Source organism: Flagellimonas ochracea (genome assembly GCF_009903685.1).
In the GTDB taxonomy this organism is placed as follows: domain Bacteria; phylum Bacteroidota; class Bacteroidia; order Flavobacteriales; family Flavobacteriaceae; genus Flagellimonas; species Flagellimonas ochracea.
In genome coordinates, this window is the sequence record NZ_JAAABI010000002.1 from 439,838 (window position 1) to 451,770 (window position 11,933).

At 42.9% G+C, this 11,933-nt stretch carries 13 protein-coding genes; 8 read left to right on the forward strand and 5 right to left on the reverse strand.

Going from position 1 to position 11,933, the window contains the following annotated elements; translation table 11 throughout:
* The first annotated feature begins 9 nt into the window (after window positions 1-9).
* The 8 genes from pdxA to GTQ34_RS07580 all read left to right on the forward strand — a co-directional run bounded on the left by pdxA (window position 10) and on the right by GTQ34_RS07580 (window position 6,610).
* Window positions 10-1,062, forward strand: coding sequence for a 4-hydroxythreonine-4-phosphate dehydrogenase PdxA (gene pdxA / locus GTQ34_RS07545; protein WP_166523163.1), 1,053 nt, complete (start codon window positions 10-12; stop codon window positions 1,060-1,062).
* A 111-nt stretch (window positions 1,063-1,173) separates the two neighbouring features.
* A complete protein-coding gene (locus tag GTQ34_RS07550; protein ID WP_166523164.1) occupies window positions 1,174-1,704 on the forward strand; it encodes a YceD family protein in 531 nt (176 codons plus the stop codon).
* 6 nt (window positions 1,705-1,710) lie between these two features.
* The gene (gene rpmF / locus GTQ34_RS07555) at window positions 1,711-1,911 is read left to right on the forward strand and encodes a 50S ribosomal protein L32 (protein ID WP_055395884.1); all 201 of its coding nucleotides are present in this window, start codon (window positions 1,711-1,713) and stop codon (window positions 1,909-1,911) included.
* Window positions 1,912-2,085: 174 nt separating this feature from the next.
* The gene (locus GTQ34_RS07560) at window positions 2,086-3,084 is read left to right on the forward strand and encodes a beta-ketoacyl-ACP synthase III (protein WP_166523165.1); all 999 of its coding nucleotides are present in this window, start codon (window positions 2,086-2,088) and stop codon (window positions 3,082-3,084) included.
* Between the two features lie 23 nt (window positions 3,085-3,107).
* Complete coding sequence (accB, locus tag GTQ34_RS07565; RefSeq protein ID WP_166523166.1) at window positions 3,108-3,596, forward strand: acetyl-CoA carboxylase biotin carboxyl carrier protein; 489 nt, start codon at window positions 3,108-3,110, stop codon at window positions 3,594-3,596.
* 69 nt (window positions 3,597-3,665) lie between these two features.
* Entirely contained in the window at window positions 3,666-5,018 is a 1,353-nt protein-coding gene (gene accC / locus GTQ34_RS07570) for an acetyl-CoA carboxylase biotin carboxylase subunit (protein ID WP_166523167.1), read from the forward strand.
* Window positions 5,019-5,051: 33 nt separating this feature from the next.
* Complete coding sequence (locus GTQ34_RS07575) at window positions 5,052-6,167, forward strand: NAD(P)/FAD-dependent oxidoreductase (protein WP_166523168.1); 1,116 nt, start codon at window positions 5,052-5,054, stop codon at window positions 6,165-6,167.
* The gene (locus GTQ34_RS07580) at window positions 6,164-6,610 is read left to right on the forward strand and encodes a GreA/GreB family elongation factor (protein ID WP_166523169.1); all 447 of its coding nucleotides are present in this window, start codon (window positions 6,164-6,166) and stop codon (window positions 6,608-6,610) included. Before GTQ34_RS07575 ends, GTQ34_RS07580 begins: the two co-directional genes overlap by 4 nt.
* A 3-nt stretch (window positions 6,611-6,613) precedes the next feature.
* On the opposite strand, the gene arfB is transcribed toward GTQ34_RS07580, so the two are convergent.
* From arfB to mscL, 5 genes are all read right to left on the reverse strand, one after another.
* Complete coding sequence (gene arfB, locus GTQ34_RS07585) at window positions 6,614-7,018, reverse strand: alternative ribosome rescue aminoacyl-tRNA hydrolase ArfB (protein ID WP_166523170.1); 405 nt, start codon at window positions 7,016-7,018, stop codon at window positions 6,614-6,616.
* The gene (locus GTQ34_RS07590; RefSeq protein ID WP_166523171.1) at window positions 6,996-7,997 is read right to left on the reverse strand and encodes an ABC transporter ATP-binding protein; all 1,002 of its coding nucleotides are present in this window, start codon (window positions 7,995-7,997) and stop codon (window positions 6,996-6,998) included. The genes arfB and GTQ34_RS07590 overlap by 23 nt, the downstream gene beginning before the upstream one ends.
* 38 nt (window positions 7,998-8,035) lie before the next feature.
* A complete protein-coding gene (locus GTQ34_RS07595) occupies window positions 8,036-10,189 on the reverse strand; it encodes a prolyl oligopeptidase family serine peptidase (RefSeq protein ID WP_208103861.1) in 2,154 nt (717 codons plus the stop codon).
* Between the two features lie 75 nt (window positions 10,190-10,264).
* The gene (locus GTQ34_RS07600) at window positions 10,265-11,278 is read right to left on the reverse strand and encodes an aspartate-semialdehyde dehydrogenase (protein WP_166523172.1); all 1,014 of its coding nucleotides are present in this window, start codon (window positions 11,276-11,278) and stop codon (window positions 10,265-10,267) included.
* Between the two features lie 183 nt (window positions 11,279-11,461).
* The gene (mscL, locus tag GTQ34_RS07605) at window positions 11,462-11,869 is read right to left on the reverse strand and encodes a large-conductance mechanosensitive channel protein MscL (protein WP_166523173.1); all 408 of its coding nucleotides are present in this window, start codon (window positions 11,867-11,869) and stop codon (window positions 11,462-11,464) included.
* Between the last annotated feature and the right edge of the window lie 64 nt (window positions 11,870-11,933).

Here is an 11,933-nt window from a genome sequence, read left to right on the forward strand (position 1 = left end):
ATAGATTTTATGAAAGAAAATCAAAAAATACGCTTAGGGATATCTATTGGAGATGTAAATGGAATAGGATGCGAGGTGATATTGAAAACGTTTGAAGACGCCAGAATGTTGGATTTTTGCACACCGGTGATCTTTGCATCGAACAAAACCATCTCCCAACATAAAAATGATTTGAGCATCAAGAGTACCTTTCACGGTATTCGTCAGGCTTCCGAAGCCGTTGATGGTAAAATAAATGTGGTCAACGTTTGGAAAGAGGCTCCAAAAATAGAATACGGAAAAGCCACAAAAGATGGGGGAAATTACGCAATTAAATCGCTAAAAGCTGCCGTTGTTGCCCTCAAAGAGGACAAAATCGATGTTTTGGTTACAGCTCCCATCAATAAAAACAATGTGCAATCGGAAGAATTCAAGTTTCCGGGACACACCGATTTTTTGGCCCAAGAACTGAAAGGTCAGAGCCTTATGTTCATGGTTGCCGATTCGCTGAGGGTTGGGCTGTTAACGGACCACATCGCCGTTAAGGACGTTGCAGAATCCATAACACCTCAATTGATTCGGGATAAGGTTGCCATTATGGAAAAATCGCTTAAGATGGATTTTGGCATACGTAGGCCCAAGATTGCACTTTTAGGAATTAATCCGCATAGTGGTGATCACGGAACCATTGGCGAAGAGGATGATAAAATACTCAAACCAACCATACAGGAGTTTTTTGACAAGGGAAGTCTGGTTTTTGGACCCTATTCGGCCGACAGTTTTTTCGGCTCTGGCTCCCACCAAAATTTTGATGCCATTTTAGCTGCATACCACGATCAGGGTCTCATTCCCTTTAAAACGCTTTCCTTTGGGAAAGGGGTAAATTATACGGCCGGACTCGAAAAGGTCCGGACATCCCCAGACCATGGAACAGCCTACGAGATTGCCGGCAAGGGAACTGCGGATGAAAGTTCTTTTAAGGAGGCTGTTTTTATGGCAATACAGATTTTTAAAAATAGGAAAGACTATTTGGAGTTGACCAATAACCCTCTACAAAAGCAGAAGGTGAAACGCGCCAGTTAAAAATTTGAAAGAGAGGTATAATTGTTGGCCGTGAAATTGCACTTTTACAAATAAATAGTATCTTTGCACCCGCCTTTAAAGGCTGGTACACAAACATTAAGTGTATACGCGATGAAGCAGAAGGAGTTTTTTATTCCATTTTCGGGATTGAAGTTGGGAAAACACAAGTTTGAGTACGAAATTGACAATGCGTTCTTTGAATCTTTTGAATATCAAGAATTTAATGGGGCTGAAATACAGATTGGCGCCACGTTGGACAAGTTGAGCAACATGATGGAACTCACGCTGGAAGCAATGGGAACCGTTAATGTGGATTGTGACTTGACCGGAGAGCCTTTTGACCAATCAATAAGTGCAGAATTGCATTTGGTCATCAAGTTCGGGGAAGAATACAACGACGAAAATGAAGAAGTATTGATCATACCCCATGGTGAGTATCAAATCAACATTGCCCAGTATATGTATGAGATGTTGGTCTTGGCCGTTCCACAAAAACGAGTGCACCCTGGGGTGTTGGACGGCACCTTAAAATCAGATATTCTGGATAAGCTGGAAGAACTTCAGCCAAAGGAAGAAAAACAAGAATCGGAAAAAACAGATCCCAGATGGGATAGTTTAAAAAAATTATTAACGGACAAATAGGTTACAATGGCACATCCTAAAAGAAAAATATCAAAAACCAGAAGGGACAAAAGAAGAACCCACTACAAGGCCACCATGCCCACCATTGCCAAAGACTCGGTGACCGGGGAAATGCATCTGTACCACAGAGCACATTGGCACGAAGGAAAACTATATTACAGAGGTCAGGTTTTGATTGACAAAACAGAAGAGGAAACTGCGGCTTAACCATCGCCATTTCTTAACGAACCAACTCCCGTTACAACTTAAACGGGAGTTTTTTTATGGACTAATGTTAATTTTTAAAAACAAGCCCACTTTGATAAAAAAGTCATATAAAATGACTAATTTTCACCGCTTTTGGGTCAAATTTTAAAGTTTTTGACAAAAAAAGACACTCTTATGAAAAAAACAACGGCAGCGATTACAGCTGTGGGGAGCTACGTTCCAGATTTTGTGCTGTCCAACAAAGTACTGGAAACCATGGTAGACACCAATGATGAGTGGATTACCACCCGCACCGGAATAAAGGAACGTAGAATACTAAAAAAAGAGGGTGAAGGAACATCTTATTTGGCCATAAAAGCAGCCGAAGATTTGATAAAAAAAAGTGGGGTTGACCCTGCGGAGATTGATTTTGTTCTGGTAGCGACCGCCACTCCCGATCTTCCTGTAGCAGCGACTGCGGCGTATGTAGCTTCAGAAATTGGTGCGGTAAACGCTTTTTCGTACGATCTTCAAGCGGCTTGTTCCAGTTTTTTGTATGGAATGTCCACAGCAGCGAGTTACATTGAATCTGGTAGATATAAAAAGATACTGCTCATCGGTGCGGACAAGATGTCTTCCATTATTGATTATACCGATCGTACCACGTGTATTATTTTTGGTGATGGTGCAGGAGCGGTGTTATTTGAGCCAAACGAAGAGGGATTGGGGCTTCAGGATGAATACTTGAGGACGGATGGCGTTGGCAGACAGTTTCTTAAAATTGAGGCCGGGGGCTCTATGTTGCCAGCATCCGAAGAAACCGTCAAAAACAAACAACACTATGTGTTTCAGGATGGAAAATCGGTCTTTAAGTTTGCTGTTTCCAATATGGCAGATGTCTCAGCTTTGGTAATGGAGCGCAACAATCTTACCCAGGAAGATGTGCAATGGTTGGTGCCTCATCAGGCCAATAAAAGAATTATTGATGCTACGGCCAAAAGAATGGGGTTGGAACCCGAAAAGGTAATGATCAATATAGACCGATACGGTAATACGACCTCGGCCACTTTACCTTTGTTGCTGAGTGATTATGAGAAACAATTGAAAAAAGGAGATAATTTAATTTTTGCCGCTTTCGGTGGTGGCTTTACTTGGGGAGCCATTTATTTGAAATGGGCCTACAATTCTAAATAACGAAACTAACTAAATCATATTCCATGGATATTAAGGAAATTCAAAGTTTGATCAGGTTTGTTGCCAAATCAGGAGCCAGTGAAGTGAAGCTTGAGATGGAGGATATTAAAATCACCATCAGAACAGGAAACATTTCCAACACTCCTGAAACCACAATTGTGCAACAAATCCCGATGGCACAAGCACCAGCGGCACCAGCTCCAGCACAAACGCAAACTGAGCAGGCTGCTCCCACAACTTCAGATGCGGCAAAGACCGATGACGATTCCAAATACATCACCATTAAATCGCCAATAATTGGAACCTTTTATAGAAAACCATCACCGGACAAACCTCCTTTTGTTGAGGTAGGCAGCACCATTGGTGAAGGAGATGTGCTTTGTGTAATTGAGGCCATGAAGCTGTTCAACGACATCGAGTCCGAAGTTTCCGGAAAAATTGTCAAGGTATTGGTTGAGGATTCCTCTCCCGTAGAGTTCGATCAGCCCTTGTTCTTGGTTGACCCATCATAAAAATCATAATTCCAAATTTCGATTTCTTGTCTAAATGGACAGAAATGAGATTTGAAATCCAGAGGTGTTATGTTTAAAAAAATATTAATTGCAAACAGGGGGGAGATAGCCCTTAGAATTATACGCACCTGCAAAGAAATGGGGATTAAAACGGTGGCCGTTTACTCAAAAGCCGACGAGGAAAGTCTCCATGTTCGATTTGCAGATGAAGCGGTATGTATTGGACCGGCCCCGAGCAACGAATCCTACCTGAAAATTCCAAATATCATAGCTGCGGCAGAAATCACAAATGCAGACGCAATTCATCCCGGTTACGGATTCCTTTCTGAAAATGCGAAGTTCTCAAAAATCTGCGCTGAGCATAAGATAAAGTTCATTGGCGCTTCAGAGGAACAGATTGAAAAAATGGGGGACAAGGCTACCGCCAAGGAAACCATGAAAAAGGCGGGAGTGCCCACTGTTCCAGGGTCTGAAGGCCTTTTGGATGACGTGGAACACGCCAAAAGAGAAGCCAAAAAAATGGGCTATCCCGTGATGATCAAAGCTACAGCGGGTGGCGGCGGAAAGGGGATGCGCGCCATTTGGTCGGAAGATGAGATGGAGAAAAATTTTGAAAGTGCGGTGAAAGAGGCAACGGCTGCTTTTGGCAATGGCGGCATGTACATGGAAAAATTGATTGAAGAACCACGACACATAGAAATTCAGGTAGTTGGGGACCAATACGGCAAAGCCTGTCATTTATCAGAGCGGGATTGCTCGGTACAAAGACGACATCAAAAACTTACGGAAGAAACCCCATCACCTTTCATGACCGATTCCCTACGGGAAGCTATGGGGAAAGCTGCAGTAAAAGCTGCCGAGTTCATCAAGTACGAAGGAGCAGGAACTGTGGAATTTTTGGTGGACAAACACCGAAATTTCTATTTCATGGAGATGAACACCCGTATTCAAGTGGAACATCCCATCACGGAACAGGTGGTGGATTACGACTTGATACGGGAACAGATTTTAGTAGCTGGAGGGGTTCCAATATCAGGAAAAAACTATTTGCCAAAACTGCACTCTATTGAATGTAGAATCAATGCCGAGGACCCCTATAACGACTTTAGGCCCTCTCCAGGCAGAATTACAACGCTTCACACCCCAGGAGGACATGGCGTACGTTTGGACACCCACGTTTATAGTGGATACACAATACCTCCCAACTACGATTCCATGATTGCAAAGCTGATAACCACGGCGCAAACAAGGGAAGAGGCCATCAATAAGATGCGAAGGGCTCTTGACGAATTTGTGATAGAAGGAATAAAAACCACCATACCTTTCCATAGGCAACTCATGGACCATCCAGATTATTTGGCTGGAAATTACACCACCAAATTTATGGAGGGATTCAAGATGGATCCTAAATATCAAGATTAACAAAGGCCCCGTATTTATCGGGGCTTTTATTTTATGGAACTAAGCTATTGGGAATACAAAACCTGGTTGACCAATGTGGATTTCACCATTGTTGGCAGTGGTATTGTGGGCTTAAGTTGTGCCCTTCAATTGAAGGACAAATACCCTAAGAGCAAAGTCTTGATGCTGGAAAGGGGAAGTCTGCCTCAAGGAGCCAGCACCAAAAATGCAGGTTTTGCCTGTTTTGGCAGTATTTCTGAACTGCTCTCTGACCTAAAAACACATTCAGAAGAAGAGGTTGTGCAATTGGTCACAAAACGTTGGTCTGGAATACAACTGCTTCGGAAAAATTTAGGGGACAAAGCTATTGGCTTTGAACAGAATGGGGGACATGAACTTTTTTTGGAGGGAGCCACCGAGCTTCACGAAGCATGTTTGGACAAAATGTACGAAGTGAACCAAATGCTGGCGTCCGTCTTTAAAAATGAACCCTTTGTTGTGCAGCCCAATAAATTCAAGTTTGGCCACATCAAGAACCACTACATCACTCATCTATTTGAAGGGCAATTGGACACTGGAAAGATGATGCAGGCCCTGCTTCAAAAGTGCTCAAGAGCTGGGATTTCCATCTTAAACGGAATGCAAGTGGACGAAGTGGTGGATTTGGGGAAGAAGGCCACGGTAAGAACCTCAAATTTTGCGTTTGACTCTAAACAAGTGATTATAACAACCAATGGTTTCGCAGAAAAACTGTTAAAGACCACCAAAGTGAACCCGGCTAGGGCACAAGTACTCATTACAAAACCGATTAAAAATTTGCAGATCAAAGGAACGTTTCACTTGGATGAAGGCTTCTATTATTTTAGAAATATTGATAATCGTATTCTTTTAGGGGGAGGCAGAAATCTTGATTTTGAGGGTGAGAAGACCACAGAATTTGGCCAAACACAACGTATTCAAGAAGAGCTTGAAAAAATGCTCAAAACGATAATTTTTCCAAACAAAGAAGTGGAAATAGAACGCCGTTGGAGCGGAATAATGGGAGTTGGCAATCAAAAAAGCCCGATTGTTAGGCAAGTATCCCCATCCATTTATTGCGGAGTGCGACTGGGAGGTATGGGTATTGCCTTGGGAAGTTTGGTAGGCAAAGAACTGGCCGATTTGTTATGAACAAGCAAGCACTCTTGGACCATTGCAAGCAATTTCTGGAAAATAGAGAGAAAACGGTTCATGGACAGATGGAACAGCTTAGAGAGTCTTTGACTTCGGAAACAAAGAGCAGTGCAGGGGATAAACACGAAACAGGAAGGGCGATGGTGCAATTGGAAATGGAAAAACTGTCACGCCAACTGTTGGAGCTTGAAAAAGCAAGAAATATGCTCCGACGGGTCAATATAATGCAGAATACTGACGCGGCCCATTTAGGAAGCTTGGTACAAACGGACACTGCCTACTACTTTTTAGCTATTTCATGCGATGTATTTCAAGAAGATGGCTCAAAAGTCTTTTGCGTTTCAACCCACGCACCGATTGCCAGGGCTTTAATGGGCAAAAAGAAAGGCGATAGTGTTCTTTTCAATGGAATAACCTATACAGTTTTAGATATCCATTGATTGCTATTCCAAAGACGGTCTTTTTCGGCTGGTTTTTTTTTGTGCTTTCAACTTTTTGACTTTCAACCGCTTTTCAACTGCAGACTTCGAAGGCTTAGTACGTTTACGCTTTTTGGGAACCTCTAAAGCTTTCTTCAATAACTCAAAAAAACGACCTGTTACCAGACTTTTGTTTTTGTGCTGACTTCGGGATTCTTCGCACTGTAATATAATAACGCCATCTTGGGTTATTCTAGAGCCAAGTTTTAACTGAATTCGCTCCTTTTCTTTACTGGAAAGCCCTTGGGAAGAAGCAATATCAAAGCTGAGGACTATCTTGGACGAGACTTTGTTTACATGTTGGCCCCCAGCCCCGCTACTACGTAACGCTTTAAAGGATAATTCCTTAAGTATTTGTTTTCTTTCCAATTTGAAGACGTCGGTTGATGGTCTCCAAAGATACATTAAGAAAAACCGTGTCGCCGACCTTCAGCTCATTTGGAGTATTGAAGTAGAGCATTGTTCCTCCTTCCGCTTCACCTTTGTTCAAATAATGTCCTCCATTGAAGTAGGACCGAACCACCTGCGTTTTTACCCCAGAAGTGTCCGAAGTCTTAAGCTCGTGCGGGTAGACCAAAACGGATTTCTCAATAGCAGCATATGATTTCAATAACCCAATGGGGACTTCGTTTACCTCTCCGAACAACGATGCCGTGTAGTAGTTGGGAGGGTTGGCGAACAAGTCCTTGGTTTGCTCGTTGGCAACAATTTCACCATTCTTCAAGATAAGGGTTCTATCCGCAAAGGGAAGCACATCGTTTGGGTCGTGGCTCGCAGTTATTATGGTGATTCCCTTTTCTTTTAAATGATGAAAAAGATTTCTTCTCAGGGAATTCCTCTTAAAATTGTCAATATGACCAAAAGGTTCATCCAATAAAAGAACTTCTGGTTCTTGTGCCAGGACCCGGGCCAAGGCGACCCGTTGTTGCTGACCCCCACTCAGTTTTTTGACTTTGACCTTGGCAAATGATTTCATTTCAATGAGGTCCAACAATTCAGTTATTCGTCGCTGGTGTGTTTCTCTTTCAAATACCGAAAGATGCTGGGCAATATTTTCCTCAACGGTGGTGAAAGGCATTAAATCAAAATCTTGGGAAAGGTATTTCATGTATCCCTCGCCTGGAACCAGATTATAATTTGGCCCCAACACCTCTTGATTTCCCCAAAAAATGTCACCTTCCTCAACATGCAAAAGACCATAAATGATTTTTAAAAGGGTGCTCTTTCCGGAACCGCTTTCGCCCATTATGGCCAAATGTTGGCCTCGGGGTACATTAAAAGAAATGTTTTGTAAAATATTTCGGCTTTCATAGCCAAAAGAGTCAACACGAACTTTCAATAGAGCCATACGGTCAGGGGAGAACGTTTATTAATGAAGTTTCATTTTCAATCCTTAAATTCTTTTAGAACTGATTGGTTGGGAAGTTTGTCAAATCCCATATTGAACAAAGTGAATCCAAAAATATCAGCATATTGTTCTATGGTTTTGCTTACCGGGGTTCCCGCACCATGTCCTGCCTTGGTCTCTATTCGAATCAGAGTGGGATTGCTTACAGCCTGCTTTGCTTGCAGTTCCGCAGCAAATTTGAAACTGTGGGCAGGAACCACGCGGTCATCATGATCGCCCGTGGTAACAAGCGTAGCAGGATAGGCTACACCCTCTTTGACATTGTGCACGGGGGAGTACCCTTTCAGGTAGTTGAACATCTCCTCGCTTTCCTCGGACGTTCCATAATCATAGGCCCAACCTGCACCTGCGGTAAAGGTGTGGTAGCGCAACATGTCCAAAACACCGACAGCAGGCAATGCGACTTGCATCAAATCGGGTCTTTGGGTCATGGTTGCCCCTACCAAAAGGCCTCCGTTGGAACCACCTCGAATGGCCAAATATTCTTTGGAAGTATACTTTTCCGCGATTAAAAACTCCGCCGCAGCAATGAAATCGTCAAAAACATTTTGTTTTTGGAGTTTGGTTCCCGCTATATGCCATTTTTTTCCATATTCACCGCCCCCTCTAAGATTGGGCACAGCATACATGCCTCCCTGCTCCATCCACACAGCGTTTACAATGCTGAAAGAAGGAGTCAAACTGATGTTGAATCCACCGTATCCGTATAAAATGGTCGGATTTTTCCCATTGAGCTCTAATCCCTTTTTATGGGTGATGATCATAGGCACCTTGGTACCATCTTTTGAAGGGTAAAACACTTGTGTGGATTCATAATCATCAGGGTTGAAATCGATTTCTGGTTTCCAATATTGTTCATACTCGCCGGTTTCAACATTGTATTTATAGGATGAACTTGGGGTGTTGTAATTGGTAAACGAAAAATAAAATTCCTTTTCCTCTTTTTTCCCACCAAAACCGTTGGCGCTGCCTAATCCTGGCAACTCGACCTCACGAACCAATTTGCCATCATAATCATATTGAAGCACTTTGGATAAGGCATCAACCATATATTCTGCAAAGAAATAGCCACCCCCTGTGCCTGCGGTTAGTACGTTTTCGGTTTCTGGAATGACATCTTTCCAATTTTCGGGTGTGGGATTGGAGGCATCTACGGTAACAATCCTTTTGTTGGGAGCATTTAAATTGGTCACCAAGAATAATTGGTCAACTTGGTTGTCAATTACGTAGGTGTCTGATTCTGTATCGTCCAAAATCGTGACGAGCTCACTATCAGGGAGGGACAAATCTTTCATGAACAACTTGTTGCCCGATGTGGAAACAGCTGCCTGGATGAACAGATACCGTTCATCTTCGGATACCGAGCCCCACACATTGCGGTGCTTTTGCTCTGGAAGTTCACCAAAAACAACTTGGTCCTCGGACTGGGGAGTCCCCAACTTATGATAATACAATTTGTGGCGGTCCGTTTTGGCCGACAGTTCGCTTCCATCAGGTTTGTCATAACTAGAATAGAAAAAACCTTTGTTGCCTTTCCAGGCAATACCGCTAAACTTAATATCGACCAAAGTGTCCTCCACAATCTCGATAGATTCAGTATTGATGACGATACCCTTACGCCAGTCACTTCCTCCTTCGGAGATAAGGTAGGCTGCTTTGGAACCGTCTTTTGTAAAGCTGAGACCCATCAGCGAAGTGGTGCCATCTTCCGAGAACGTGTTCGGATCTAGGAACACTTCTTCTTCTTGCCCCTCTTTTTTTCGATACACCACATACTGATCTTGGAGGCCGTTGTTCTTGTAGAAATAGGTGTAATCGCCTTCATTAAATGGAGACCCTAATTTCTCATAGTTCCACAGTTTTTCAAGTCGGGTTTTAAGGTCGTCTCGAAAAGGAATTTTTTCCAAATACCCAAAAGTGGTAGTATTTTGTTGTTTAACCCAAGCTTCGGTCGCTTCGCTTCGATCGTCTTCCAGCCAGCGATAAGGATCTTTTACTTCGGTGCCAAAATAGGTGTCAACGGAATCAACTTTTTCGGTGGTGGGATAGTTCACGATTATGGGTTCTCTTTTAGTTGCAGTTTCACAAGCCGCCAGCAGAATTATAACGGCTAATAGACAAGATTTTTGCATGCTTTTCAGATTGATTCCGATAAAAATACCACAAAAACCAACAATCCGAATGTGGTCGGATAGCTTTAACTTATTTTAGGAAATTGCCTTTGAAGTTGAGGACACGAGATTGTTCTCCACCAAATATTCCGCAATCTGTACCGCGTTGGTAGCAGCACCTTTGCGCAAGTTGTCGGAAACAATCCACATGTTCAAGGTATTGCGTTGGGTTTCATCCCTTCGGATACGGCCCACAAAAACCTCATCCTTACCGTGGGCATAAATGGGCATGGGGTAGGTATTGGTGTCTGGATTGTCCTGTACGACAACGCCAGAGGTTTCGCTCAGTAATTTTCGAACTTCGGAAAGGTCAAAGTCATTTTGAAACTCAACGTTCACCGATTCGGAGTGTCCTCCTGAAGTAGGAATTCGGACTGCTGTTGCAGTAATGGAAAAAGTCCGGTCGTCCAATATTTTTTGTGGTTCGCGAGCGAGCTTCATCTCTTCTTTGGTATAGCCATTCTCCATGAATACATCACAATGGGGCAACGCATTTCTGTTGATAGGGTACGGATAGGCCATCTCCCCTCGTTTCCCAGCCGCTTCATTTTCCATTTGTTCGACCGCTTTTACACCAGTTCCCGATACGGATTGATAGGTAGAGACTACCACGCGTTTCATTTTATATTTTTTGTGCAATGGGTTTAGGGCCATTACCAACTGAATGGTAGAGCAATTGGGATTGGCGATGATTTTATCCTCATCGGTAAGCACATTGGCATTGATTTCTGGAACCACTAATTTTTTTGTAGGATCCATTCGCCATGCGGAAGAGTTGTCAATTACCGTTGTTCCAACCTTGGCAAATTTGGGAGCCCATTCCAAAGAAGTATCACCTCCTGCAGAAAAGATGGCGATATCGGGTTGTGCAGCAATCGCATCGGCTAAACCAATTACGGTATATTCCTTGTCCAAGTACGGGAGCTTCTTGCCAACTGAACGTTCCGAAGCGACCAGCAATAGTTCAGAAATTGGAAAATTCCGCTCCGCCAAAACCTTTAACATAACTTGGCCGACCATTCCGGTGGCACCAACAACTGCTACTTTCATGTTTTTTGTTTCTTAGCACAAAGGTAATCCAGCTAAAGACTTAAACAAGGCCTAATTCGGTTTGTAATCATTATTTAACAAATTGTTATAAATAAAACAACCGTCAATATGTTATTAAGCATATTGACGGTTTTATGGTTATTGTCGTGTAGCGGTCTTCCCAGGTTTGCGGGAAGTGGATTTTTATTTCTTCAATAAATCTCGGATTTCTGCCAAGAGTTCTTCTTGACTCGGACCTTTTGGCGCCTCTGGCGCGGGCTCTTCTTTCTTCTTCATTTTGTTTACGCCCTTTACAACTAAGAACATAACAAAGGCCACAATCAAGAAATCGATGACATTGGTGAGAAATTCACCGTACATCACGGCTATTTCACCCACTTTTTCTCCGGCATCATTCACGGTTCCCTCATTTATTACATACTTTAAGTCATTGAAATCGGCATTGAACAATAAGCCGATCAGTGGGGATACTATTCCCCCAGTGAAAGAGGACACCACTTTGTTAAACGCGGCACCCATTACGAAACCTACGGCGATGTCCACCAGGTTTCCTTTCATCGCAAAGTCTTTAAACTCTTTTAAAAATCCCATGTATAGTTAAGGTATTGGTTAATAGCAAACAAATTAAATAAAAAAGACAATGGTTGGAAGAAAA